This is a genomic window from Alkalihalobacillus sp. CinArs1, assembly GCF_947387515.1.
Taxonomy (GTDB): Bacteria; Bacillota; Bacilli; order Bacillales; family Guptibacillaceae; genus Guptibacillus.
On record NZ_CANDOB010000001.1, the window covers coordinates 1,019,806 to 1,046,242 of the forward strand.

A 26,437-nucleotide genomic window follows, 5' to 3' on the forward strand; every position below is an offset into this window, starting at 1 on the left:
TTGTATTCTGTATGTAACGAGTTAAGGAGTGAACCGAACAGAGACTTTCCCTAGTTGCTCCATTTTCACTAAAAATTCATCTCCAGGCTCTCCGTTGATAGCTGCTGAAAGCGCTCCTGAGAGTATAACCTCCCCTGGCTTTAATGATTGATTATACATTGCCATCTTATTTGCAAGCCAGGCTACGCAATTAGCAGGATGCCCCAATGCAGCTGAGCCTTTGCCAGTATTCATCAGCTCACCGTTTTTATAGAGTTCCATATTAATTTCCTGAAGATCAACCTCATTTATAGAAACTTTTTTTTCTCCAAGGACGTATAGACCTGAGGAAGCATTATCTGCGATCGTATCCTGTAATTTTATTTTCCAATCCGCAATGCGACTATCAACGATTTCAATAGCCGACACGACATAATCAGTGGCTTTAATAACATCTTCTATAGTTATATCAGGGCCCTGTAGCTCATCTTTTAGTATGAATGCAATTTCTCCTTCGACCTTTGGTTGAAGGACACGTTGTTGATCAATACTTCCCCCGTTATCGACAACCATCGTATTCAATAAGTGGCCATAATCTGGTTCATCTACTCCAAGTAATTCTTGCATTGCGATGGAAGTTAAGCCAATCTTCTTCCCAACGATGCTGGCACCTGACTCCAATTTATTTTGGATCGTAGCCATTTGAATTTGATAAGCTTCATCTATGTTTAAATCCTCCTTGAGCTCAGTCAATGCTCTAACACCAACAAGTTTCTTTTCAGCTTCTTGTAGATGTAGTGAAAGCTGATTCACTTCATCTAAACTAACCTTCTTCATACTAAGAGCCTCCTTAAAGCTTGATCGTGACATTGGACAACTCACTGTAAAATTCGAAACTGTGCATTCCACCTTCACGACCAATACCACTTTGTTTTAAACCTCCAAAAGGTGTGCGTAGATCTCTTAGGTACCATGTGTTCACCCAGATAATACCTGCTTCTATTTGATAAGCGACTCTGTGAGCTCGTCTTAAATCGTTCGTCCAAATCGTGGCACCTAAGCCATAATGAGTGTCATTAGCCTGTTCGATTACATCTTCTTCTGTATCAAAAGGCAGGACTGTTACAACTGGACCAAAGATCTCTTCACGAACACAGCGGGAACTTCGATCAAGATTTGTAACAATTGTTGGTTCTATAAAAAATCCTTTTTCTTTGTGCTCAGGTCTACCCCCGCCTGCTACAATCGTGCCTCCTTCTTCCTTGGCAATCTCGATATAGCTCATTACGCGGTCATAGTGTTCTTTTGAGATAACTGCACCTACATTCGTTCCCTTTTTAAAAGGGTCACCTACTTCTAACTCTTTTGTCCGACTCACAAATTTATCGAGGAATGCCTCATATACAGGTCGTTCTACGTATATCCTTGACCCACAAAGACAAACTTCCCCTTGATTCATAAAACTGGATTTAAGCGTAGTGTCGATTACTTCATCCAAGTCTGAATCGGCAAATATAATATTGGGGTTTTTTCCACCAAGTTCATAAGAAAGCTTCTTAAGCGTTGGCGCAGCTGCTTCCATAATTGCAGTACCCGTCTTGGTTTCGCCTGTAAAAGTTACTGCATCAACCTGAGGATGCTTCGTGATAGCTGCTCCTGCAGAGTCCGGTCCAAACCCATGTACGATATTGACAACACCATCCGGTACCCCCGCTTCTTTGCAGATTTCCGCCAGTACGGTGGCTGTCATCGGTGTCCACTCAGCTGGTTTAATAACTGCAGTGTTGCCTGCAGCTAGACAAGGAGCCATCTTCCAGGTCAACAAAAGCATCGGTAGATTCCACGGGTTAATCATTCCCACTACACCAACAGGGCGGCGAATTGAATAATGAATCGCCTTATCATCTTGCTGATAAGATTCAGTCCCTAATGATGTTAAGTAGTCGGCAAAGAAATGGAAGTTGTACGCAGCTCTAGTTATATCGACTTCTAACGCCATTTCATATGGTTTTCCGGTATCCAACGATTCAAGTGCAGCTAACTCTTCTTTACGTTCTAATATTAGGTCACCAATTTTGCGTAAGATTGATGAACGCTCTTTAGAAGGTAAGCTCTTCCATGGCCCTTTCAATGCTTTTCTAGCCGCTTTAACTGCGAGATCGACCTCTTTTTCTCCTCCCTCGGCTACCTTACCTATCACCAATTCTGTTGCAGGATTAATATTCTCAAAGGTCTTCTGGTTAGTAGACTCAACGAATTCTCCATTTATAAAATGACGACAATCGATCGGTTGTACCTTACTCGCCTGCTTTTCCTTTATGTACACATCATCTTCCCCCTTACAAGGTGCGGTATATTTTAAGAATAAGTGGTGACACAGGGGTCACCACTTATTCTTCTACTTCAACTACCATTTCGATCTCAATAGCTGTGCCTCCAGGAAGCTGAGTCATACCAACAGCAGATCGTGCATGTTTGCCCCTCTCCCCGAAAACTTGGTTCAGTAAATCAGAAGCACCATCAATCACTTTTGGTTGCTCAATAAAATCATCTGTACAATTCACCATTCCAAGTAACTTTACAACTCGTTTCACCTTACTCAATTCGCCGAGTTCATATTTTAAAACGTTTAAAAGGTTCAACATGGATTGTCTAGCTGCTTGATACCCCTCATCAACAGTAAGATCTCGCCCTAGCTTTCCATGGTACTGGTCTACTCCTTGTCCTGCTGTGAAGATAAGATTACCCACCTTCACATGACTGACGTAATTTCCAACTGCAGGCCGAATCGGGGAAAAACTAAACCCCAGATCTTGCAGTTTCTCCTCTGGAGTCAAAACTCTCTGTTTCATGGTTTAGTCTTTTCTCCTTTACATTTAAGAATCGCAGTGCATTTTCTCCTAAAATCTTTTCACTTTGTTCTTTTGATAAATCATCCATCTCATCGATTACTTTTCCTGGTGGAATTTCTCTTAATAAAAACGGATAATCCGAGCCCATCATGACGCGTTCATGTCCAAAGCGATCGATTAGATATTTTATATTAAGAGAGTCATAGCTTAGTGAATCAAAATAAAAGTTTTGCACATAGTGACTTGGAGGGTGCGTTGTTAAACGTAAGTGAGGCCAAACCTTCCACCCTTGGTCAAGCCTAGGAAGAATGTAAGGAAATGATCCTCCTCCGTGAGCAAAGCAAATTTTCAAATTCGGAAACTTTTCAATAACTCCACTCCAGATTAGGCTAGCAGCGGCCAGGGCTGTTTCACTGGGCATACCTACTGTGTACATGAAGTTATGACGAGGTGTACGATCTTTTGCCATAGTTTCCCAAGGGTGAATGAAAAGTGGAACATTCCATTCCTCTGCTTTTTCAAAAAAATCAAGGAATTGCGGAGCATCAAGGTTTTCTCCATTTACGTTCGTTCCAATTTCAATACCGTTTAAATTTAGTTCATGCATGCAACGATCCATTTCCTGAATAGCTGATTTTGCATTTTGCATAGGTACTGTTCCCAACCCCACAAAACGGGCAGGGTTGTCTGTAACTGTTTTGGCAATAAAATCATTTTGAATTTTAGACATTTCTACCGCTGCTTTTGTATCTGCCCAATAAGAGAATGTAACTGGAACTGGTGAAAGCACCTGAATGTCTACACCTTCACGATCCATATCCTGAATTCGCTTATCAGGATCCCAGACTTGATCGGTGACCTCCCTAAAGAGATTTCCTTCGACCATGATGTTAGCTCCACACGCACAGGTTTGCTCTAATGTTGGCCATTTACCACCATACTTTTCTGCAAAATCAGGAAGGTTCTTTGGAATAACATGAGTGTGAAAATCTACTCTCATGCCTTCCATTCCTTCGCTTCAGGAGGCATTTTGTAACCGCAATTATTACACGTTCTTAATTCTTCACTGCTGTTAAAGTGTTCGATCGCTTCTTTAACCTGTGTAGCGATATCAGTTAACTGCACAGTTGCACGGTGCATTTCATTGTTACAGTTATCACAGAACCACAAGAAGCTTTCAAGTTCCCCTTTACCTCGTTTGCGCTCAAGTACGAGGCCGTAAGAATCAGCTACGCGGTGTGGAGAGTGAGGAACATTTGCTGGTAGCATGAACATTTCGCCTTCTTTTACTTCTACAACTTCACGTTCACCTTTTTCATTGATACATTCAACATAAGCACTGCCCTTAATTTGATAGAAAAACTCATCGGAAGGATCTACATGAAAATCCCGTCGCTTATTTGGACCTCCAAGGAGCATTGCGATGAATTCTGAGTCTTCCCACAGAACTTTATTATTAACTGGTGGTTTTAACTGATCTTTGTTTTCTTCAACTGTTTTCATCATGTCCATAACTCTTGATTTAAGGTAAGGTTTAGCTTGAGTTGCCATTTGTCATCCTCCTCAATTTTTGTAAGCGTTATCATGAAAGGCTAATATAACCCAGGTCTTTTGAAATCTTCTCAGCAGTGCTTACTACGCTTTTTATCATTTCTTCACGATTACTACCATTCATATAAGAAACAGGTCCAACCATATTGAGAGCTGCGATCGTTTGTCCGGTGTATGAATAAATAGGAGCTGCAATTCCATACAATCCTAGTTCATTTTCATTGTTACTGATCGCATAGCCCTGCTTTTTTATTTTAGAAAGCTCTTTCTTTAAATTATCTACGTCTGTAATTGTATTTGGAGCTATCTTAAGTAGTCCCTTTGCAATAGTTGGTTTGATTAGAGATGGATTGAATGCAAGTAGTACCTTCCCAGTGCTTGTACAATAAGCAGGCTTTGTTGCTCCAACATAGGTAGGCACCGGAAGAGATTCTTTTGATTGCACTTTAAGAACAAATCGGACTTCTCCAGAATCGAACATACCGATATGAACGGTACTATTAAACTTCCGAATCAAAGAGTCACAAAATGGTGTCGCTTCATTATAAATGTCCTGTTGGTACATTACGTGGTTGCTCCACTCTAATAACTTCCAACCCAACCGATATTTTTTGCGGCTGTCTTGAATGAGGATTCCTTCTTGGCAAAGTGTGCGGACAAGATGATGAATTGTACTGGCATTCATACAAAGCTTTTCTGCTATCTCCAAGTTGCCGAGTGCAGGTTCATCATTCGTAAAGCAATTTAGTATCTTTGATATCTTTTGCACTGATGCAATCATGCTTATCCCCCTAAAAACGATTGATTTCTCAAGAATACTTTTAATACCCAACGTATTCCAGTTACTAAATACAACAACCGCCGCCAAGATCCTGCAATCTTCACATTGACAACCGACAATTTATGACATATATACCAGTTATGTTAACTGCCCTTCTAAGTCTTTAGCACCTCTCAATGCTTCATCTACCATCGGGAATGTATTCTGACGTTTGTAGCTACTATAGAAGCGACCCAGTCTACGAAGAGGATCCCCTGAATAGTAACGCTCATATTGTAATAGTCTCTGCCCAAATGCCTCTCCAGAAAGATCCCACGCTAACTTAAATAATTGAACACGGTCTTCCGATGTAATGCCTTCTCGTCCCACGTAATATTTCTCTGTATCAGACCGAAGTTCTGGATTTAGGAAATCCGCCCCAGTCGGTGACATTAATAGTCCACCAGCACCGATTGTTTGGATAACCTCGATCGCTCTTGGATAAAGCTTGGGTAACATACCTCTAATTGTTTCTAATGCAGTAGCTGCTGGACGAACTTCACCAGACTCGGTTGTTTCATATTCATATTCAGATACACGTAATAGCGCCCTGATCGCCTCAACAGCTTGCATAAGTTCTCCAAGCTGTGTTTGAACATTTAAATAACCATCGACCCCTATGGAATCTGCAACTCTAGCAGCAACTTCAGAAGCAAATTGAAGTTTGATCAACCCTCTTACACCCGATTGATGAGCTGGTTGTTGTCCTATCCCTGTCTTTGGATATAATAGATTCGCCGCTTCAACATTCTGATTTATAAAGATGCGTTCTTTTGGTACAAATACATCGTTAAACACGAGTAAAGCATCCATTTCTTCAAATCGTGAAGCGAGTGGATGATCGAACGTAGAGCGTTTCCCATCTTGCATAGGTTCACGACAGATAATCCTTAGGCCTGGCGTATCAATTGGAAGCGCGAATGCAATCGCATGCTTTTCATCACCAGGTTTAAATCCAGGGAATGAATAAATAATGACTTCGTCTGTAATTGGAGCGAGTGTCGCTAACATTTTAGCGCCTCTAACAACAAAACCATCAGGGCGTTCCTCAACGACACCTAGATGAGTAAATTCATCACTTTGCTCGTGTGAAGCCTTACTTCGGTCATTTTGTGGATTAATGATGGCATGTGTTAGAAATAAATCATTGTTACGGATATGTTTGTAGTAGTTAATCATGTTCGTTGACCACTCAGTATCGTATTGATCAAGAAACCATGTATTACTTGCCATAGCTGTGATTGTGACATTTAAAAAATCTGGTGTTCTTCCCATAGAACCAAATGTAGCTCTGGCCCATAACTCAAATAATGTTGAACGCGCTTTCAAATCTTCATATGTTTTCGGAACCTTGAAAGCATGTGAAGTTCGCTCACCTGTATCCTCACATATGTACGTAATAAGTTCTTTGTATTTTGGATCATGTTGCATATCATATAATCTTGCTATCTCATGAATTGGTTGACGGAATACATCTTCATTGTACACATCGACAATTCGCTTACCCCCAAGCCATACTTCTGGTTGACGGGATTTCACTCCTTCTATATACTGTGCACCAGTACGTATACCCATAAAAGCTTCCCCCTTTATTTTTAATTACATTATTCTGTAACGTAATTCGCTACAGCTTCAGTCTGCCTGAATTTCCCTTGAAAAAATACGAGTCCATCGCCATCTTCATAAGAATAGTTCTTCACTTCTCCTATGAATAAAACATGGTCACCACCGTCATATTCGGTCCATGGCTCACACTCAATGGAAGCCAGTGAACCCTTGATTTTAGGACCTATGTCAGTCTCTTCCCAATCGATTGAAAGACCCACTTGATCACGACCTGCAAATTGCCATGCCACAGCTTCTTGACCAGCTGAAAGGATATTCACAACAAAGTTTTTGTTTTTTAATGCTTCAAACGATTTAGCTTTCTTATCGATAGAAACAAGAATGAGCGCTGGGTCAAGAGATACTGAAGTAAATGAATTTACGGTAATTCCTCGTTTTTCTCCATCATCACCAGTCCAGGTTACTACTGTCACCCCTGTGGCAAATCTTCCGAAACAATTTCTTAATTCTCGTACATCCATATCTTTTCGCCACCTCCATTTGCTAAATTCTGATTAAAGTATATAAGGAACGACAAACTCTAACAGACTATAATTTCATATTATGAAATTATAGGTAAATTTTTTAGAAAAATCTGAATGAACAGAAAACAAACCAGGCTGTAAAAGTTTTTTTATAGACAAAAATGAGTACCTACTATGTAAAGTAGGTACTCCTCTCTTCTACAACTCATCAAAGCCATTATTATCCGATACCTTTGTATACTGCCTGGATTTCTGTTCGAAGAAATCGCTCTTTCCAGAATTAACATCTGCATACGCCTTAATCCAACGCATCGGATTTTCTCGATAGCCTTCAAATGGCCGGTCGATTCCAAGTTGGTTGACACGTTTATTCGTCATAAACTTAATGTAATCATTAAGCTCATTTTGTGATATCCCAATAAATTTATTTCCTATGATCGCTTCCCCCCACTTCATCTCTAACTCCGCCGCTTTCTTAAATGTGTCCTTAATGAATCGATGGTTTTCCTCCGTGTTCAGTTGAGGTTGCTCATTGAACAGTTCTTTTACAATGTTCGCAAATAATGTGACATGTAGTTGCTCATCACGATTAATATAATTGATCATAGTCGAGGTCGATACCATCTTTTGATTGCGGGCAAGGTTATAGAAGAACGCGAATCCCGCATAGAAAAACAAGCCTTCTAAAATAACGTCATATACGATCGACTCAAAAAACGTTTGAGGCGTCGGGTCTTCTACAAACCTCTCGTAACCAGAAGCAATGAACTCATTTCTCTCAAGTAAAATCTCGTCATGCTTCCAATATTCAAAGATTCGATCCTGCTCCTGTTTTGAAACTAGTGATGAAAGCACATAGCTGTAAGATTGATTATGGATAACTTCTTGGAAAGAAAGAACCTGCATTAAGGCAGATAAACTAGAATCAGTTAAATAATCAGCTACTTTACTCGAATAATCGGTTTGAATGGAATCAAGAAACGCTAGTAGACCAATAATTTTCTTGAACGTATCCTGTTCATCGTTGGATAAGGAGTCCCACTGTTTAACGTCTGAAGACATGTTGATTTCAAACGGCGTCCAAAAATTACCCAACATGTTTTTATACATTGGATACGTCCAATTGAATCTTGTATCGTCCCAGTTTAAAACGTTCGAACTTTTGCCATTAATAATCCCACTCGCGCGATTGGGAGCTGAAATATCATAGATCTTTCTTTTTTGAATTGTATTCATACTTCTTCCTCCTAACTTGAGCAGCTTTCGCAATCTTCGATATCTACTGATGTACTTCTCACGTAATACGTGGTTTTTAGTCCTTTTTTCCATGCTGTCATGTGTATGTTCAACAGCTCTTTGGCTTTAATCGTGTTTTGAACATAGATGTTAAACGAAATAGACTGATCGACATGGCGTTGACGCGCAGCATTTTGTTCAATGCTCCATAATTGATCGATATAATAAGCCGACTTATAATACCAGGTCGTTTCAGGTGATAAATCAGGTGCTGTAACAGGAATCTTGTAATCTTTCTTTTCCTCTGAATACTCTTTACGAAAAATTGGATCGATCGATGCTGTGGAACCTGCTATTAAACTTGTGGAGCTATTCGGTGCAACAGCTAGTAGATTAGCATTGCGTAGACCTTGCTTCTTCACTTTTTCTCTCAGTGTTTTCCACTTTTCATCGTGATAGTTTCTACGATCAAAATAAGCTCCAGTATGCCAATCCGATTTCACGAACATCGAGTAACTACCTTTTTCACGAGCTAATTCCGAACTCGCTTCAATCGCTAAATAATTGATCGTTTCATAAAGATGATCCGCAAACTCAACAGCTTCATCCGACTCCCAAACGAGCTTCTTCTTCGCTAAGAGGTGGTGCCAACCGAAAGTCCCAAGTCCGATCCCTCTATATTTTTCATTTGTAAGTTGAGCCTGTGGGACTTCAATCGTGTTGCAATCGATCACATTATCAAGCATTCGAACTTGAATTGGGATTAGCCTTTCAAGAACACCTGCTGGAACTGCTCGACCTAAATTAATACTCGATAGGTTACATACCACATAATCGCCAGGATTTTTGGTGATTACGATTTTTCCGTCTTTTGTTATTTCTTCTTCCACAGTCGTCGCACTCATGTTCTGCATAATTTCAGTACATAAGTTCGAGCTGTAGATCATACCTGCATGCTTATTCGGATTCGCTCGATTCACAGCATCTCGATAGAACATAAATGGCGTACCTGTTTCTAACTGCGATTTCATAACGCGTTTCATAATATCGATGGCTGGTATAGTTTTACGAGATAATGTATCACTGTTTACACACTGCGCGTATTTTCTCCTAAAATCTCCATCGCCTTCACGTTCATCGTACGCATCTTCAAGTGAAAAGCCCATCACTTTCCGAACTTCATGAGGATCAAACAAATGCCATTCACCACGTTCTTCAACGGTTTCCATAAATACATCCGGTATACACACCCCCGTAAAAAGGTCATGTGTTCTCATCCTCTCATCACCGTTGTTCAGCTTTGCATCAAGAAATTCAATGATGTCTCGATGCCAAACATCGAGATAAACGGCGACGGCACCTTGTCGCTGTCCTAGCTGATCCACACTTACTGCAGTGTTATTCAGTTGCTTCATCCATGGAAGTACACCAGAAGAGTTACCTTTGTATCCTTTTATGTCACTGCCTCTAGCTCGAATCTTCCCTAGGTATGCACCGATTCCACCTCCGTTTTTTGACACTGTCGCAATGTCAGTGTTGCTGTCATAGATGCCTCGCAAGCTATCATCTACCGTATCGATAAAACATGAACTAAGTTGACCATATGTTTTCCCTGCATTCGCGAGAGTAGGTGTAGCAACTGTCATATACAGATTTGAAATGGCCCAGTAGGCTTCCTTCACTCGTTCCAAACGTTTATCTTCCGACTCCTTCATCATCAGCATCATCGCGATAATGAGAAAGCGCTCCTGAGGAAGTTCCAGAGTGTTTTTTTCATAATCTTTTGTGAGATATCGATCTGCAAGCGTTCTTAAGCCGATATAGGTAAAAAGATGATCACGATCTGGAGCTATGTTTGCTGCAAGGTGTTCAATTTCTTGTTCGCTATAGTTTTTAAGGAGATCCGCGTTGTAGATTCCTTGGCCCGTAAGTCGTTTCAATAGGCGATGAAATGTCCCTTTACCATACACCTGTTCTTCTCCACGAATTTCCAAAGCTCTGTCATAAAGTGACTGAAGATGAAAAGATGCTGCTACATATGTCCAATCTGGTTCTTCGGCTGAAATGCGCTCGAGCGCATTTAAAATCAACATGTGTTCAACATCGCCGTCCGACACTTCTCCAGATATACCGCTTCCTAATTTGTTAAAAAACCCTTCACTATCAAGATTTGAAAAACGCTTAAGAATGTTTTTGGCTTCTATTATGATCTCATGTTCCTCTAGAGCAATCGTTAAACTCATCTAACCCTCTCCTTTTTTTAGCAAAATAAAAAAGCTCACTCTTCTATGAGTGAGCTTTTGAGAATACGACAAGGGTAGAATCCAGGGATAACCCTGCATCCTTTCTGCCACTTCTCATCCTCAATCCCCGAAGAATAGAAACGTTTCTGAGCATCGGCAGGTCTACTGGCTACGTGCTTCTTCCTCAGCAAGCCTTCCCGGATCATCATCCAGTGGCATTTGCTTCGTCCACACGACAGTTGCGGGGACAGCTCCGGATTAAAACCGGATTCCCTATTAAGTCGTTTCACGACACCGCATACTCAATCACTATTTAATTAACTACCATAAAATCAATATATAGTATCTAAACTAAAAACAAAACACTAAATATCGATGTATTTATCTTACCGCACATTCTGTAATCTAACAAGAAGAAAAAATCAATCAATGTGTGATTAGGTATAAAGTCTTTCTACAGCCTAACACTATCTTTCATTTTCAGCATATATTGTTTATACCTAAAAATGTTTCCTTAAGGAAAAAGGAGATAAGCTTATGAGTAAAAAGCAGCACACATGCTTAAAGAAACTAGCCGGATATACACAGTTGTGTTATAAAATGGGATTGCTCAGTGAAGAAGAAAGTAAGGAGATCATGAATCACTTATCACAAAAATCATGAGAATAAAAAAAGAGATAGGAAACCCTATCTCTTTACGTTAGCTTACCTTTTCAATTAATGCAGTAAGTAATTCATCTTTCTTTTTCGCTAATGCCATTGCTTCTTCACGTTTCTCTTTCATTTCACTGAACTTTGCTTTCATTTCTTCTTTCTCTTCATCTGTAAGCTCAGGTCTTTCGCCACTATCTTTCCATTCTTGTTTTTGTGCTTTCAATTTCTCATGAGCAGCCTTTGCTTCTTCATGAAGTGCATTTAACTGCTCATTTACGTCGGCTAACTCAGTTTGTAATTCTTCAACGCCATCAATTGCTGAGGCATTTTTATCGAGCAATAAATCGATTAGCTTTTCTTGTTTCTCAAAAATCGATCCCATTAATTCATGATTTTCATTTCCTTTTCCTTCTTTATGAAAACCTCGCTTATGGTGATGCCCTTTCACCTGTCCTTGTTCCTGAACTACCTCAGTACCGTCTACTTGTGCACCCTCTTCAGATGCCGCGTTTGCACTCACACCAGCTATTCCACCTGCAAGTACAACTGAACCTGCAATACCTAGTAACCACTTTTTCATTTTCTTTTGATCTCCCTTCAAATTATTATCCTTACACACTTAATTATGGACAATAATTGTGGAAGAAATTGCGAAAAAAGTGTGTGAAATTGTGTGATTTTATTTCCTTAGCTTTTCAATGACGGTGTCATCCATACTCCTCACGTGCAAATCACGTTGAGGAAAGGGAATTTCAACATGATGATCTGCAAGCACCTTATTTATTCTGAAATTAAGATTACTCTTTGTCACGACCGCCGCTTTTGGAGAAGAAATCCAAATGAACAACTGAAAGTCCAAGGATGAGTCACCGAACCCGATGAAATTTACAAAGGGTTCTGGTTTTTCAAGTACATACATTGAATCGTCTTTCTCATCTTTTGCAACTTGATGGAGCAGTTCTCTTACAAGTTCAACATCTGAACCGTAAGCAACGCCGATCGGTACGACGAGACGCAATCGATTATCTCCGTAGGAGTGGTTAACGACCTGTTCTTCTATAAAGTAAGAGTTAGGCATGATGATTCGTTCATTATCAAGCGTCCGTATAATTGTTGCTCGCATTTTAATTTGCTCAACATCTCCGATAATGTCATTAATTATCACGCGATCACCTACTTTGATGGGACGCTCGAATAATATAATAAGACCTGAAATGAAATTGTTAGCAATGTTTTGCATACCAAAGCCGATTCCTACACCTAATACACCTGCGAAGATGGTCAATGCGCTTAAATCGATTCCAACAGTAGTCAAACTAATAATCACTGCTATTACCATCAAGGTATAATGGAACACTCGATTAAATGTAAATTGCAACCCCGTATCTAATCGATAGTGGTCATACAAAGGGGGCATCAGTAGTGAGGTGAATATCTTTGACAGCCTGTTCGCAAGCGTAATGATAAACAATGCGATGAGAAGAAGAAGCAATGATATTTCTACATCGCCAATCGTGAACAGTTCACGGCTCATCCAAGCATACTCAGAAAAGTAGAGAAGCAAGAAAACGATGATGGCATATAGCGTTAGCCAGTTTAGAAATGATAGGACTGCATGTTTACTCTCCTTTTTTTCTAAACCTTTTCTTTTAAAGAACAACGCTTTAACGATGAACCTAAACAAAAGGATGCCTATAATAACGGTAATTGTAATGAACGTGTCTTTAGCAATTGAACTTTCAAAGAATGGAGATAAAAAAGTAAAAACCTCCTTTAGCAAGAATTGTGAATGGTCACATGTAACCTAATCCGTTATCAACACGTTATGTTGTATATAGTGATCTAGGGGGTTAAGGAATGAAAAAGTACTTACTATTTAGCTTTGTTATAGCAATCCTTATACTTACTGCCTGCAGCTCTAATCAACAGTCAGAAAGTGGTGACAGTGGAGAGCCACTCTCAGAAGAGATGGATAGAAGTGCAGGCGAAACAAAAGAAAGCGCTTCTGATTCCAGCTCTTCGAACGAAACGATGAAGATGCCAGAACTTCAAACAGATCGAAAAGTTATCTTTAACGCTAATTTATCTTTAACTGTAGAGGATCTTTCTGATGCCACAGGCCGATTGAAAGAGCTTCTCGAAGCAAACGGTGGGTATATTGTAGAATCGAGAACGTTCTCTGAAGAAGAGACCAATTACGGTTCGATGACAGTCAGGGTCCCTCAAGATAACTTTTACCCTTTTCTTGATGAAGCTGAAACAATTGGTAAAGGTACACCAGAAAAATCGGTTACTGGAACTGATGTTACAGAAGAGTTTGTAGACTTAGAAGCAAGGCTGAAAGCAAAAGAAGATGTGAGAGATAGGCTCCAATCATTTTTAGAAAAAGCTGAAAAAACGGAGGATCTGTTGGCTATATCAAACGATTTGTCTCGAGTTCAAGAAGAAATCGAGCAGTTAAAAGGGCGTATGAACTATTTAAACAATCAAAGTGACTATTCGACCGTGACTGTTTCATTAGAAGAAAAGAAAATTAAAGTCCCTACTTTTGGAGAAGGTGATAAGAGTACGATCGCCGAAGCAAAACAGTTGTTTATGAAAACAGCAAATGGAATTCTATCCTTCTTCTCTAAGACAGTTGTTGTGCTCATTGGATTATCTCCTGTGCTCGTGCCACTTGCAGCTTTAACCCTATTTTTCTTCATACGCAATCGTAGAAGAAAAAAAAGTGATCCAAATATCCATTGATATCGTTAGCTTATTAAATCTACAAATGAGCAAACGAGGTGATACGATGAAAATAGTCATGTCTCTAGTTACTGCAGCCATCATCTTTCTTCTGATTGCTGGATATACCAATAACTATTCATCAACAGCTGAAACAGGTTCAGAACGGGTTAAGAAAGTAGAGATTGAAAATGGTGACGTAGCGTATGACAACGTAAAACAATCGATCGATGAAAATGCAAATAGAATTCCAGAGTCGAGTGAAGAAGGTATAATCCCTGTATCTGTCGAGATCCCTTCTATTGAAGTTAAATCAAAAGTTGAGAATGTAGGTATCTTGAAAAACGGACAGATGGGTGTTCCATCCAACCACGTAAATGTCGGATGGTTTGAACCTGGCTTCAAGCCTGGCACGACCGGAAATTCCGTCATAGCAGGACATGTAGATAGCAAATCCGGGCCATCTGTTTTCTATCATCTTGAAGATCTATCAGAAGGTGATGAAGTATACGTTACCGATAAGGATGGAGAAACACTTACGTTCGTTGTAACAGGGAAAGAAAGGTACCCATTTCAGAATGCACCTATCGAAAAAATCTTTGGACCAAGTAATGATGCAAATCTGAACCTCATCACGTGCACTGGTAACTTCAGTCAGTCTCATGGAACACACGAAGAACGCCTCGTCGTGTTCACTGAGCTCAAAGCAGAATAGTAGTAACATAAAAAAGACGCTTCTCCTATTCTATAGGACGAAGCGTCTTCAGAGTGTAGAGAAAGTCTCGAAAGTAGCCGATCATTTCCATTCTAATTAATGTTGATGGATAGTGAACTATCTGCCTGTTAAACCATTGGACGGAAAGGTCGTTTTGGATAAATTCTCATCAAGTAGGAGAGACAATCGCGGACTCCTGCGGTCGTACGGGCTTGGACGTTCGTCCGCGGAAAGCATGCGATTGTCATCGACTACGGCATCGGGAGCACCGAATAATGAAATAGGTTGCTCGACAAATTGAAGACGCTTCTCCTATTCTATAGGTCGAAGCGTCTTTCATTATGCAATCAACTAGCTTTCTTGATTTCTATCTCATTTAAATACCGATTGAAATAGTCATCTGTTTCAGATTTAATCACTTTAAACAATAGTAGTAAGGCGATTAAGTTTGGAATCATCATAAGTGCATTCGCCATATCAGCAAATGCCCAAACAGTAGTCAGATTAGCCACTGTTCCTATAAAACATGCGGAGATATAGACAAATCCATAGTACGTAGTAAATTTTGTACCTGCAAGGTATTCGAAACATTTATATCCATACACATACCAACCAATAATCGTTGAGAACCCGAAAAAGATGACTGAGAAGGTTACAATGTACTCTCCTATAATACCTAGACTCGATCCGAAGGCAGCTGTAGTCAATGCACCTGCTTCTAGATCCGCATTATGGACGACACCTGAGAGTTCTCCACCTGTTGGATCCCAAAATCCAGTAATGAGTAATACTAACGCCGTCATCGTACAAACGATGATCGTTACGATAAAAGTACCTGTCATAGCCACAAGCGCCTGTCGCACGGGGTGCTCAGCCTTTGCATTACCAGCGATAAGAGCCGCTGTACCTAAACCAGCCTCATTTGAGAAAATTCCTTTTGAAACTCCGGATTTAACAGCTTCCATTACGATTACGCCTGAAAAACCTCCCACTGCTGAAATTGGGGAGAATGCGTAGGTGAAGATTAACTTCATCGCAGGTAGGATAGCTTCAACATTCAGAACGATAATGATTAATGCTCCAACTATGTAGAGAACAGCCATTATCGGAACAAAGAATCCTGCTACGGAGCTGATACGTTTTACACCTCCGAAAATAATCAGAGAGGTAAGTCCTGCAACGATTACTCCAGTTACCCATCCATCGATATTAAAGCTTTCATCAACTACACTCGCAATCGTATTCGATTGAACACTGTTTCCAATTCCTAAAGAAGCGATCGCACCGAATAATGCAAATGATATCGCAAGCCACTTCCATTTTGCTCCAAGACCTTGTTCAACATAGTACATCGGTCCACCGGCATACTCACCTTTATCATTTTTCACACGATATTTCATCGCAAGAAGGGCTTCACCGTATTTGGTCGCCATGCCAACCAGTCCTACAACCCACATCCAAAAAACAGCACCTGGACCTCCGATTGTAATCGCAGTAGCTACACCGGCTATATTTCCGTTACCGATGGTAGCAGCCAAAGATGTCATAAGTGCTTTGTAGTTACTAACATCTCCCTCAGCAGAGCTGTCTTCCGATTTTTCTTTCGTGAAAGCAAGCTTAAATGCATAACCTAGCTTTCTAAACTGAAGTCCTCTAAGGATAAGTGTCAGGAAAACACCAGTTCCGAACAATAAGATTAAGCTTGGTGCTCCCCATAAAAATCCATTTACTATTTTAAGCAGTTCTAAGATGTCCATTTCCTCTACTCCTCCAACGTGTTAACGCTTTCAACTGACGACCTTTATACATTACCATCAGAATTTATTTTTCGTCAATTATTAAAACAAACTAGTCCGATTAAATCATTCGTTTATCCCATAAAAAAAGAGACCCTCAACAGGTCTCTCACTAGAAATTCCTCTTACAATTGTCCTAGAGCGTCGCTTATCGTAAGATCACCATCTAAGATTTCAAACGTTCTATTAAATGTATTTTCATTCTCTACGATTTCAGCTAATACGGAAGCCACATCTTCTCGTGGAATCTGTCCTGATTTATCTTCGAGCGTTTTTGCTGCGCGAATTTGCCCAGTAGCAGGATCATTCGAAAGTCTTCCTGGTCGAAGGATCGTGTAGGTTAAGTTTGTAGCTTTTAAATACTCATCTGCACGCTTTTTTGCATACAAGTAAGGCTTCATATTATCTGGCCCTTGCTCTGGATAATCAGCACCTACTGAGCTTAAGAGCACGAAGCGTTTTATCCCTTGACGACTTGCTTCATCGATCGATTTGATCGCCCCTTCTTGATCGATAAGAATCGTTTTATCTGCGCCAGTGTGTGGACCTGAACCAGCTGCAAAGATGACTGCTTCACATCCGTACATCGCATGGGAAAAATCTTTTTCTAGATCACCTAGTACAGTTTTTCCACCCGCATCTTCAATGGCTTTCACTTGGTCAGTATCTCGAACCATCCCTACTGGATCGTATCCTTTTTCTGCAAGGCTTTTTATTACATGTGTGCCTACCTGTCCGTTTGCACCGATTACGAGTACTTTCACAACTATCTTCCTCCTTTATATCCATTCACCTCTGTTATTTTCCTCATAAGTAATACAAATAAACACATGAAAGCGCTACAACTAATTGTGAATGTTTTTTTTGAACTAAAATGAGTCGATTTATGTAATTAAAAAGGTTTTTATGGTAAATTGTTAGAATATTTAGTATTGAACTACATATGAAAGGGGATATTATTTTGGAAGCAGTATTAAATAACATTAGCGGATTCGTGTGGGGATGGCCTCTCTTGATCCTCTTAGTAGGAACAGGAATATATCTCACCATTCGTCTAGGATTCTTGCAGTTTACGATGCTACCTTATGCATTGAAGCAAGCCTTTACTAAGAAACAAGATAAATCCTCTGAAGGGGACATCTCTCACTTTCAGGCCCTGATGACAGCACTTGCTGCTACGATCGGTACGGGAAATATCGCTGGGGTAGCAACAGCGGTTTTCGTAGGGGGACCAGGAGCTGTTCTTTGGATGTGGATCAGTGCTTTATTCGGAATGGCTACGAAATATGCTGAGGCTATTCTGGCAGTAAAGTACCGATCGGTAGATTCGAACGGAGAGATGTCAGGGGGTCCGATGTACTATTTAGATAAAGGACTCAACATGAGATGGCTTGGAATGATCTTTGCATTTTTCGGAGCATTTGCAGCGTTCGGAATAGGAAACATGGTTCAATCGAACTCTGTTGCTGACGCCGTAGCAACGTTTGGAATCGCTCCATGGATTACAGGTCTTATTTTAATGGTTCTAACTGGTCTCGTTATTCTTGGTGGGATTAAGAGCATTGGACGGGTTACAGCGTTTTTCGTTCCGGTTATGGCACTTTTCTATGTGATCGGCGGCTTAATCGTTCTCCTTATGAACATCGATCTCATTCCAGCTGCCGTATCGTTAATTTTCTCTGACGCTTTCACTGGTGAAGCTGTAGCAGGGGGAGCTATTGGTGCTGTAATCCGTTATGGTGTAGCTCGTGGAGTCTTCTCGAATGAAGCTGGTCTAGGCTCCGCTCCAATCGCTGCAGCTGCTGCTAAAACGGACTACCCTGGTCGCCAGGCACTCGTATCCATGACCCAAGTATTCATCGATACGATCGTTGTTTGTTCCATTACAGGGATCGCTCTCGTAATGGGTGACCTCTATATGGGCGATCTTAACGGTGCTGCACTTACAACGGCTACTTTTGAGAAGTTCCTAGGAGTACCTGGTGCGTTGATCGTAACGGTCGGTTTGATTCTTTTTGCATACTCAACAGTATTGGGATGGTCTTATTACGGAGAAAAATGTTTCTCTTATCTGTTTGGGGAACGGTCGATCAAGTACTACCGCTTCGTTTTTGTTCTAGCTGTATTTGTTGGAACAACACTTAAGCTTAATGTCGTATGGCTGCTCGCTGATATCTTTAACGGCTTGATGGCTTTACCAAACTTGATCGGACTATTAGGTCTTTCTGGAGTCGTCGTTGCCGAAACGAAACGTTTCCTTGAAAAAGTAAAAGAAGAAAAACGAGAAGCTCAATCTCAAAGCACGTGATCATTCACAAAAAAGCGACACCCAGTTGGGTGCCGCTTTTTTAATCGGTTCTATTAGAAGCTATCTTTAATCACTACGCGCTCTACTGGGAAACGAGCAGATGCATGTGCTTCAGCCGCTGCTTTGCCAATTGAGATCAGCATAACAGGAACATATCTGGATGGGATATTGAATTCGTCGATAAGAGCTTGTGGATTAAAGCCGCCCATCGGAATCGTATCGTATCCCTTTGCTTTCGCTGCAAGCATAAGCTGCATAGCAGCTAGGGAACTATTTTTTACTGCCTCACTGTATGCGAAGCCTTCTCTTTCATATGCTCCATTAATTTGAGAAACCAGTGTTTCCTTGACTGCATTATCCATAAAACCATTCTCTACAGCTTGACCGTAGATTTCTTCTGCATGAAGATTTGCTTCTGTATCTCCAAGAATTACGATGGTTGCAGAGCTATCTACAACTTGTTGCTGATTAAAAGCGATCGGAAGAAGTTTTTCTTTTTTCTCATTATCTTCAATCACGAGAAACTTCCAGTGTTGAAGGTTCCAAGATGATGGCGCTTCAATCGTCGCATTTAGAATTTCATTCATATCTTCATCAGGGATCTTAACCCCTTTTTCATACTTTCTTACGGAATGACGCTCTTTCATTACTTCAAGAGCATCTAGCTTTTGTTCAACTTGTGTTGTCATCTGTTCTCTCCCTTTCCTATCCATTTATCTCTAACTTTCTTATCTATTATAATGTAACATATTTTATTACAGTTATAAAACATCATTGTTTAGCAGTTGTGGCAGTATCTACCTTTCTTAGTCGGAGCTTTGTTCAGCAAGGATTTTGTATTCTTTTTCAACACTGCAAAAATCGACTTTGGTAGTTGATCTGGAAAATCAAGCTTTAACTTTAATTTTGAAAGCTCTGTCGTAAGCTTAATTGCAAGCTCTGGATATGCTAGGTACAAAGAGCGATAAGATGCTTGATCGAGTTGAATGAGCTCAACATCAGTTATAGCTTTGGCATAAAGGTTTTGATGCACAAAAATCGATCTGTTCCCAAGTACATCATTCGGTCCAAGAACTGCAAGTGGCGTTTTTTCGTCTTGCTGATAAATCGCTACGTTTCCTTGGCGAATGATATAGACATCACGATTCGTATGTTTAGGTCGAATTAAGAACCTTCCTTCATTCCGCTTCAACTTTCTCCCGGATCGCTCTAACTTATTCCAATCCTTTGTTTCAAACTTCGTTTCACTTTTGTTCAATGCCAAACTTACCATGTTCGCTCACCCCCGAATAATTAGAATTTATTTTGTTACAGTTATCCCAAAAACAAAAACAATCATTATAATTGTTTTTGCTTCAGGCTTTGTATAATATCACGAATGGTGTATTTCTTCAAAAATGATGTTAAGTGGTCCTCAGCATCGGTGAAGATGTCACCAAGGACTTCTGATAAATTCGCTCCCACAAGACAATACTGATTTGCGTCGGTACACTTAGGTTTCAATGAACCAATCGACGTTAACGCGTAGATCTTATCAAGCGTAACATCTTCGACTTTGCATGCTAATGTAAAGCCGCCACCAGCACCTTCTTTAGAGACGATGTATCCGTTTTTCTTTAATAAACTAAGAATTTTTCTCATACGTACGGGATGGACGGATGCACTGCCAGCAAGGTAGTCACTTGTTGACATTTGTCCAGGCTTAATCGCTAATAAAGCCAGACTATGCACTGCAAGAGTAAAATCACTATTCAATTTTAGCGCCCCCTAACACTTTCTTCAATTCCATCCTATCGTACTCCTTTTGTACCTTGCAAGAAAATTTTAACAGGCAACCGCTTCTTTTGACTTATTTCGTACAGCGTTGAGCTGGGCCGAAAGTTCTAAAAACCATTTCTTATCTTTTGTAATAAGAGCTAGATCGATAAGGTTTAAAAGATACGTTTCGTCATGCTCAAAATCCTGCTTTTCCAACAATGAAACCCTATTTTGAAATGTCTCGATAACCTTTCCTACTGTCTCTGGGTTATCACATTCATGCACATATATTTTGATCGTTCCTAGATAATCATTTACTGAATCTACAAATCCTTTCACTAACTCATCATGAACTGATTTGCCTTTCACCCATTCACCTTTAGTAAATTGAGATTGTTGATGAAGTTGGTTCATCATTATTCTCCCTCCTTATGGAAGATTATCGTGTTCCAACTGCGTCATCGCATAATGTAATAATAAATATTACAGTTAGATTTGTCAAGAGCTTCGATCAAAGACCGAACTCTTCTGCAAGTAAACGATACGATTTCAGTCTCGCGTTAAAATCATACGTTATCGTATTTACGATGACCTCATTGGTTTGATACATGTTACCTAACTCTTCGATTTGCTGTCTTACTTGCTTAGGGTCGCCAACGATTATACGATTTCTGTTTTCCCTGATTCTTGCTTTATCAAACACAGAGTATGGATATTGCAGCGCTTCGTCCGGTGATGGGAAGCCAGTACCTGATTTTCCTTGTTCGATTAATAATATAGCAAGATCAAGACTAGAAGCTAAATACTCTGCTTCTTCCTCTGTTTCGCCGCATACAACAAAAACGGCTACGTTTGTCTTTGGTGTGTCGTTATACTCTGATGGTGAAAAACGCTCCATGTATTTATCGACTACGCTGCTTCCACCATTCCCGTTAATAAAATGAGCAAACGAAAATGCTAATCCTTTATTCGCAGCGATTCTTGCGCTACCACCGCTTGATCCTAGTAACCAAATATCAGGTTTCGTATCTCCTAGTGGTGTCGCATGAACATGATAAGAAGAAGCACGCCCATTTAAGTAATTCGTAAGCTCATCGATTTGTTCAGGATACCGGTCGATATCTCTACGGTTGCCGTCTGCTAATGCTCTTGTAACGTTCGGCATACCGCCTGGTGCACGACCTAAACCTAGGTCGATACGACCGGGGTTTAAAGATTCAAGCATCCTAAAATTCTCCGCCACTTTATACGAACTATAATGGGGCAACAACACCCCTCCAGATCCAATCTTCATATGACTCGTGTTCGCTGCGAGGTGAGCGATCAACACTTCGGGACTAGAGCCCGCAAGACTTTTTGTACTATGGTGCTCAGATACCCAAAATCGATGGTAACCAAGCTTCTCAGTTTCTTTCGCAAGTTCCGTAGTTTCTTTTAAAGCTTCGACCGCTGTTTTATTTTTTGAGACTGGGGATTGATCCAAAACGCTTAATTTCATATATAACGATCTCCTCGATTTGTAAAATGAATTATTACAGTTAAATCATAACAGGTGTTTGTATTCTCTCCAATAAATCTGCTTAAAAAACAAACGGACCGTCACGCCCGTTAGGTTACGCCGGTCCAGTTTATTTATAGAGCCTAGCTAGGATGTGCTTTCAGCAATTACTATTTCAACACCATGATTCTCGAGCATTTGCTGATACATACGTTCTGGCATCTTATCAGTAACGATCACATCGATATCTTCAAGCTTCGCAAATGTAAAAAACTCTGATTGTCCAAACTTCGTCGAATCAGCAAGAACGACGACATGTTTCGCTTGATCAATCATCTTCCGCTTCACCATGCCATCCTCTTCATGAGCAATGGTCAGGCCTTGCTCTGTGATCCCAACCACACCTATAAATGCTACATCTGCATTATATGACGCTAGCTTTTCAACAACACTCGATCCATAAAGAAAGAAGTGCTCCTTTTCAAGCTTCCCACCTAGAAGGTGAATGTCGAGGTTTTCTCCTCTAGAGAGGATGTCAGCTTGATGAATCGAATTTGTAAGGATAACAGCACGCTTTTCAATCAAGTATTCAGCACAAGCTTGTACAGTAGTTGAAGCATCTAGAATAACGATATCACCAGGTTTTATGGTTTCTGCTGCCTTTTTCCCTATAAGGTGTTTTTCATTGGTCACTAGAGAAAGTCGATCTTGATAGGATTTAATTTCGTGACGTAATTGCGGCAATACTGCTCCACCCCTCGTACGCGTTACGGCACCCTCTTCTTCCAATCGAACAAGATCTCTCCTTGCAGTATCTCTAGAAATTTGAAATAGCTCACAGATCTGTTCGACTGAAATCCTTTCGTTCTTCTTAAGATATTCAAGAATCGATAGCATGCGCTCTTCTTGAAACATCGGCAACCCCCACTTCCATTCACTACCATTATAAGTCTATGTAATGATTAAATCAATACTTTTAAGTAATACAGGAAAATCATTAAGTAATTATAAGTAAATACAACAGTAGAAAAAGCACCCCTTTATAGGGTGCCTTCATTATATTAGTAAGCCCAAACTGCTCCTACGATAATCAATAGAATGAACAAAACAACGATTAGCGCGAAACCTTGACCACATCCATAGCTCATAAAAAAACCTCCCTTCTAATCGAGATATAAGAAAGGTTTAGTAGCCGTAACCGCCGTAACCGCCATAACCACCTTTTCCATAGCAGCATGGTCCTGTATTAGCTCCTCCTACTGCCGCTGCACCAACAATAATTAGAAGGATAAACAATACTACGATCAATGCGAACCCTTTACCGTATCCAGCAGGGCGCACGTTTTCTTTTCCACCGCTCATTTGAAAACCCCCTTTCCTCGAAGGTTACTAATACTATATGTGCAAATTGAATGTAAGGGATGGGCATCTAACCATATTTAGCAAGATTTATATACCTTCACGTGCTCAGAACACATCCGCTACAAAAAGCAAAATGATAACTAGGAGAATAAATAGGATTAGAAAGATAATCAGTTCATCCATAAAAGTTCCCCCCATACATTTTGTATAAATAGAATATGAAGATTTGAATTGAAGAGTGAGACCTTTCTTTCACCATGAAAAAAAGCCCTCAGCGTATGAGGACTTTTTAATACTTATTCCATTGTGTTTCCTTCGGCAGGAATTGCATGTTTTTGAAACATGTTTGCAAAGTGAATGAGGTTATGAGCCATCGTTTTGGCATGACCGACAGAGAAATCGTTCTTATGCCCATTCGCTTCAATATATGAAGCTCCTGGTCCTGCTTCACCGACCCAGTACGTATCAACATTAGGAGGAACGGTAAATCCTATATGTGAAAATGCATATAAGATGGATCTTGCCGCGTTTTTTGCCCCATCTTCATTACCAGTGATGACGACACCCCCAACTTTGTTGTAATAGACCGATTGCCCCTTCTCATTCGTTATTCCACTTCCGCCATACAAACGTTCGATAACAAGAGTAGCTACACTGCTTTTCTCACCTAGCCAGAGTGGCGTTCCGATTATTACGATGTCTGCAGCTTTCACTTTTTCAAAAATGATGGGCCACTCGTCGCCTTCTCCTTCATCTTCTGAAATTCCGTACGAAATGTTATAATCAGCAGCCCTTATTGTCTCTGACTCCACCCCTTCTTCATGAAAGATCGACTCTGCTTCTTTATAGAGCGCATCCGTGTTTGAAGGTTCATTACTATTCTTTAGTGAGCAATTAAGAAAAAGTGCCTTCAATTCGATAACTCCTCTCTTAAATCAATTGAATTTTATAGTCCACCATTCCCTTCTAATAAGAGAACATAAACAAAAAACACACCCTGTGGAAACCAGGATGTGCCTTTAGGCTCTTATTCTGTGATGAGCACTAATGGTGGCTCAGACAAAAACTCCATCATATTTTCAGCGTCTTCCGTAACTTTTGCCCATTCAGGAGATTGCAACGCTTCACTTATTCGTTGCTTCGATTCAAACTCAATCGTAGCAGCAAGGTAATAAGACTCTTCTGTATTCAATGCTGCCGTCACATAATTTAAATCGGCCTTCTGGATGTAAGGAACTTGCTGAACAAGCTTAATATGCTCTTGTTCATAGTATTGTCTGAATTTCGCTTCATCAGTAGGTTTCTTATAGATCACGATTACTTTAGCCATTTCGCTTTCTCTCCTTTACTTTGGTTATGCTTCATCATACATCACTATGAAGAATGAAGACTAACAAAAGCCATCACTGATAAATAACATATTTCTGAAGAAACTATAGAGTAACTTGGTGTTTAAACATCACATTAATAAGGAAAATTATAATAAATGATGTAACCCATTGTATAGGAGGTGAACCCTTACACGTTAGTAAGGGCTCTATTGGAAATCATAAAAATTATTGTCGTTATTATTTTGATCTTGTTGACAGCTTTCTTTGTTGCATCTGAGTTCGCTATTGTAAAAGTACGCAAAACCAAAATCGACTCTTTAGCACTAGAAGGAAATAAAAAAGCGAAATCCGTTCAAAAAGTATTAGGAAATCTTGATGGTTACCTTTCTGCATGTCAGCTAGGAATCACGATTACAGCCCTTGCATTAGGTTGGCTAGGGGAATCAACTGTTGAGCATCTCCTGCACCCTGTTTTTGAACTGATCGAACTTCCTCCAGCAATGGTTGGTACCATTTCGGTCGTGATCGCATTCATTATAATCACATTCCTCCACGTCGTCCTTGGAGAATTAGCACCAAAAACGTTCGCCATTCAAAAAGCTGAGAAGGTTAGTTTACTAACGGCTAGACCTCTCATTTGGTTTTACTGGATCATGTATCCATTCATCTGGACATTGAACGGATCTGCTCGATGGATCGTTCGAGCTCTTGGGTTACCCCCTGCCAATGAACATGAACAAGCCCATTCGGAAGAAGAACTTCGCATCATCTTGTCAGAGAGCTACAAGAGTGGCGAAATTAATCAATCAGAGATGGAGTTTGTCAATAACATCTTTGAATTTGATGAACGATTAGCAAAAGAAATCATGATACCGAGAACCGAAATGACTTGCTTATTCCTTGATAACACAACAGAAGAGAACCTCTCGATCATGAAAAGTGGAAAGTATACCCGCTACCCTATTGCGGATGGCGATAAAGATAAGATTGTAGGGGTCGTCAATATAAAAGAAGTACTTACTCAATACAAGTGGGGAGAGGACCTTTCATTAGAAGATTACATTCATCCGATTCATCATGTGATCGAGTCAACTCCTATTAAAAAGCTACTTGCAAAGATGCAAAAAACACATAGTCACATCGCGATTGTGGTGGATGAGTACGGAGGTACAGCTGGTCTCGTTACAGTAGAAGATATCCTTGAAGAAATCGTTGGGGAAATCCAAGATGAATTTGATTCTGATGAAAAACCACCGATTCGTAAAGAAGAAAACGGTCGTATTATCGTTGATGGTAAAGCCCTTATCAGTGATATAAATGAGTATCTCGGCTTAACGATTGAAGATGACGAAGTGGACACGATCGGAGGATGGGTGCTTACACATGACATGGAACCCGTTCAAGGAACAACGTTAACCTTCGAGGATTATGAGTTTAAAGTATTGGAAATCGATGGCCATCAAGTAAAAGAAGTTGAGATTAGAGCAAAACAATCCTAGAAAAAACAGCTGACACGC

The 26,437-nt window shown here is 40.2% G+C and carries 29 protein-coding genes and 1 riboswitch; of the genes, 5 read left to right on the plus strand and 24 right to left on the minus strand.

Going from position 1 to position 26,437, the window contains the following annotated elements; all coding sequences use genetic code 11:
• Positions 1 to 21: 21 nt before the first annotated feature.
• The 10 genes from PFZ69_RS05330 to PFZ69_RS05375 form a co-directional block, all read right to left on the minus strand.
• Positions 22 to 816, minus strand: a complete 795-nt coding sequence (locus PFZ69_RS05330; RefSeq protein WP_270179973.1) for a 2-keto-4-pentenoate hydratase — start codon at positions 814 to 816, stop codon at positions 22 to 24.
• A gap of 13 nt (positions 817 to 829) precedes the next feature.
• A complete protein-coding gene (locus PFZ69_RS05335) occupies positions 830 to 2,305 on the minus strand; it encodes an aldehyde dehydrogenase (protein WP_270179974.1) in 1,476 nt (491 codons plus the stop codon).
• A 64-nt stretch (positions 2,306 to 2,369) separates the two neighbouring features.
• Positions 2,370 to 2,831, minus strand: a complete 462-nt coding sequence (locus PFZ69_RS05340; RefSeq protein ID WP_270179975.1) for a RidA family protein — start codon at positions 2,829 to 2,831, stop codon at positions 2,370 to 2,372.
• Positions 2,779 to 3,831, minus strand: a complete 1,053-nt coding sequence (locus PFZ69_RS05345; RefSeq protein WP_442865107.1) for an amidohydrolase family protein — start codon at positions 3,829 to 3,831, stop codon at positions 2,779 to 2,781. The genes PFZ69_RS05340 and PFZ69_RS05345 overlap by 53 nt, the downstream gene beginning before the upstream one ends.
• Complete coding sequence (locus PFZ69_RS05350) at positions 3,828 to 4,343, minus strand: 3-hydroxyanthranilate 3,4-dioxygenase (RefSeq protein WP_442865127.1); 516 nt, start codon at positions 4,341 to 4,343, stop codon at positions 3,828 to 3,830. Before PFZ69_RS05350 ends, PFZ69_RS05345 begins: the two co-directional genes overlap by 4 nt.
• A gap of 70 nt (positions 4,344 to 4,413) precedes the next feature.
• Complete coding sequence (locus tag PFZ69_RS05355; protein WP_270179978.1) at positions 4,414 to 5,163, minus strand: IclR family transcriptional regulator; 750 nt, start codon at positions 5,161 to 5,163, stop codon at positions 4,414 to 4,416.
• A gap of 138 nt (positions 5,164 to 5,301) precedes the next feature.
• The gene (locus PFZ69_RS05360) at positions 5,302 to 6,777 is read right to left on the minus strand and encodes a 4-hydroxyphenylacetate 3-hydroxylase family protein (protein WP_270179979.1); all 1,476 of its coding nucleotides are present in this window, start codon (positions 6,775 to 6,777) and stop codon (positions 5,302 to 5,304) included.
• Positions 6,778 to 6,806: 29 nt separating this feature from the next.
• Entirely contained in the window at positions 6,807 to 7,289 is a 483-nt protein-coding gene (locus tag PFZ69_RS05365; protein ID WP_270179980.1) for a flavin reductase family protein, read from the minus strand.
• Between the two features lie 201 nt (positions 7,290 to 7,490).
• Complete coding sequence (locus PFZ69_RS05370) at positions 7,491 to 8,528, minus strand: ribonucleotide-diphosphate reductase subunit beta (protein WP_270179981.1); 1,038 nt, start codon at positions 8,526 to 8,528, stop codon at positions 7,491 to 7,493.
• A gap of 11 nt (positions 8,529 to 8,539) precedes the next feature.
• Complete coding sequence (locus PFZ69_RS05375; RefSeq protein WP_270179982.1) at positions 8,540 to 10,771, minus strand: ribonucleoside-diphosphate reductase subunit alpha; 2,232 nt, start codon at positions 10,769 to 10,771, stop codon at positions 8,540 to 8,542.
• Positions 10,772 to 10,909: 138 nt separating this feature from the next.
• Positions 10,910 to 11,086, minus strand: a riboswitch (cobalamin riboswitch).
• 222 nt (positions 11,087 to 11,308) lie between these two features.
• On the opposite strand from PFZ69_RS05375, the gene PFZ69_RS05380 reads away from it, so the two are divergent.
• Positions 11,309 to 11,434: a hypothetical protein gene (locus PFZ69_RS05380; RefSeq protein WP_270179983.1), complete on the plus strand. Its 126-nt coding sequence runs from the start codon at positions 11,309 to 11,311 to the stop codon at positions 11,432 to 11,434.
• Positions 11,435 to 11,471: 37 nt separating this feature from the next.
• Here PFZ69_RS05380 and PFZ69_RS05385 read toward each other — a convergent pair whose 3' ends face one another.
• Both PFZ69_RS05385 and PFZ69_RS05390 read right to left on the minus strand, forming a co-directional pair.
• Positions 11,472 to 12,005 carry a hypothetical protein gene (locus tag PFZ69_RS05385; protein WP_270179984.1) on the minus strand — a complete coding sequence of 178 codons (534 nt, stop codon included), beginning with the start codon at positions 12,003 to 12,005 and terminating at the stop codon, positions 11,472 to 11,474.
• A 99-nt stretch (positions 12,006 to 12,104) separates the two neighbouring features.
• A complete protein-coding gene (locus tag PFZ69_RS05390) occupies positions 12,105 to 13,205 on the minus strand; it encodes a mechanosensitive ion channel family protein (protein ID WP_270179985.1) in 1,101 nt (366 codons plus the stop codon).
• A 77-nt stretch (positions 13,206 to 13,282) separates the two neighbouring features.
• Between PFZ69_RS05390 and PFZ69_RS05395 the strand changes: the two genes are divergently transcribed.
• Positions 13,283 to 14,173: a DUF4349 domain-containing protein gene (locus PFZ69_RS05395; RefSeq protein ID WP_270179986.1), complete on the plus strand. Its 891-nt coding sequence runs from the start codon at positions 13,283 to 13,285 to the stop codon at positions 14,171 to 14,173.
• Positions 14,174 to 14,219: 46 nt separating this feature from the next.
• Positions 14,220 to 14,867, plus strand: a complete 648-nt coding sequence (locus PFZ69_RS05400) for a class F sortase (protein WP_270179987.1) — start codon at positions 14,220 to 14,222, stop codon at positions 14,865 to 14,867.
• Positions 14,868 to 15,214: 347 nt separating this feature from the next.
• Here PFZ69_RS05400 and PFZ69_RS05405 read toward each other — a convergent pair whose 3' ends face one another.
• Both PFZ69_RS05405 and PFZ69_RS05410 read right to left on the minus strand, forming a co-directional pair.
• Entirely contained in the window at positions 15,215 to 16,624 is a 1,410-nt protein-coding gene (locus PFZ69_RS05405) for an alanine/glycine:cation symporter family protein (RefSeq protein WP_270179988.1), read from the minus strand.
• A 164-nt stretch (positions 16,625 to 16,788) separates the two neighbouring features.
• Complete coding sequence (locus PFZ69_RS05410) at positions 16,789 to 17,427, minus strand: SDR family oxidoreductase (protein ID WP_270179989.1); 639 nt, start codon at positions 17,425 to 17,427, stop codon at positions 16,789 to 16,791.
• Between the two features lie 179 nt (positions 17,428 to 17,606).
• On the opposite strand from PFZ69_RS05410, the gene PFZ69_RS05415 reads away from it, so the two are divergent.
• Entirely contained in the window at positions 17,607 to 18,971 is a 1,365-nt protein-coding gene (locus PFZ69_RS05415; RefSeq protein ID WP_270179990.1) for an alanine/glycine:cation symporter family protein, read from the plus strand.
• A gap of 53 nt (positions 18,972 to 19,024) precedes the next feature.
• Here PFZ69_RS05415 and PFZ69_RS05420 read toward each other — a convergent pair whose 3' ends face one another.
• From PFZ69_RS05420 to PFZ69_RS05465, 10 genes are all read right to left on the minus strand, one after another.
• Positions 19,025 to 19,660: a nitroreductase family protein gene (locus tag PFZ69_RS05420; protein ID WP_270179991.1), complete on the minus strand. Its 636-nt coding sequence runs from the start codon at positions 19,658 to 19,660 to the stop codon at positions 19,025 to 19,027.
• Between the two features lie 89 nt (positions 19,661 to 19,749).
• Complete coding sequence (locus tag PFZ69_RS05425) at positions 19,750 to 20,244, minus strand: Crp/Fnr family transcriptional regulator (RefSeq protein ID WP_270179992.1); 495 nt, start codon at positions 20,242 to 20,244, stop codon at positions 19,750 to 19,752.
• 65 nt (positions 20,245 to 20,309) lie between these two features.
• Positions 20,310 to 20,726 carry an RrF2 family transcriptional regulator gene (locus PFZ69_RS05430; protein WP_270179993.1) on the minus strand — a complete coding sequence of 139 codons (417 nt, stop codon included), beginning with the start codon at positions 20,724 to 20,726 and terminating at the stop codon, positions 20,310 to 20,312.
• A 69-nt stretch (positions 20,727 to 20,795) separates the two neighbouring features.
• On the minus strand, positions 20,796 to 21,146 hold the full coding sequence (locus tag PFZ69_RS05435; RefSeq protein WP_270179994.1) for an IDEAL domain-containing protein: 351 nt from the start codon (positions 21,144 to 21,146) through the stop codon (positions 20,796 to 20,798).
• A 94-nt stretch (positions 21,147 to 21,240) separates the two neighbouring features.
• The gene (locus tag PFZ69_RS05440) at positions 21,241 to 22,227 is read right to left on the minus strand and encodes an LLM class flavin-dependent oxidoreductase (protein ID WP_270179995.1); all 987 of its coding nucleotides are present in this window, start codon (positions 22,225 to 22,227) and stop codon (positions 21,241 to 21,243) included.
• A 147-nt stretch (positions 22,228 to 22,374) separates the two neighbouring features.
• Positions 22,375 to 23,142: a DeoR/GlpR family DNA-binding transcription regulator gene (locus tag PFZ69_RS05445; protein WP_270179996.1), complete on the minus strand. Its 768-nt coding sequence runs from the start codon at positions 23,140 to 23,142 to the stop codon at positions 22,375 to 22,377.
• A gap of 146 nt (positions 23,143 to 23,288) precedes the next feature.
• Positions 23,289 to 23,375, minus strand: coding sequence for a YjcZ family sporulation protein (locus tag PFZ69_RS05450; RefSeq protein ID WP_224880103.1), 87 nt, complete (start codon positions 23,373 to 23,375; stop codon positions 23,289 to 23,291).
• 37 nt (positions 23,376 to 23,412) lie between these two features.
• Positions 23,413 to 23,589 carry a YjcZ family sporulation protein gene (locus PFZ69_RS20980; protein WP_318246488.1) on the minus strand — a complete coding sequence of 59 codons (177 nt, stop codon included), beginning with the start codon at positions 23,587 to 23,589 and terminating at the stop codon, positions 23,413 to 23,415.
• A 296-nt stretch (positions 23,590 to 23,885) separates the two neighbouring features.
• Complete coding sequence (locus tag PFZ69_RS05460) at positions 23,886 to 24,509, minus strand: flavodoxin family protein (protein WP_270180624.1); 624 nt, start codon at positions 24,507 to 24,509, stop codon at positions 23,886 to 23,888.
• A gap of 107 nt (positions 24,510 to 24,616) precedes the next feature.
• Positions 24,617 to 24,919 (minus strand): EthD family reductase, encoded by a 303-nt coding sequence (locus tag PFZ69_RS05465; RefSeq protein WP_270179997.1) that lies wholly within the window; start codon positions 24,917 to 24,919, stop codon positions 24,617 to 24,619.
• Positions 24,920 to 25,129: 210 nt separating this feature from the next.
• Here PFZ69_RS05465 and PFZ69_RS05470 point away from each other — a divergent pair, with 210 nt between their 5' ends.
• Positions 25,130 to 26,419: a hemolysin family protein gene (locus PFZ69_RS05470; RefSeq protein WP_270179998.1), complete on the plus strand. Its 1,290-nt coding sequence runs from the start codon at positions 25,130 to 25,132 to the stop codon at positions 26,417 to 26,419.
• Positions 26,420 to 26,437 lie beyond the last annotated feature (18 nt).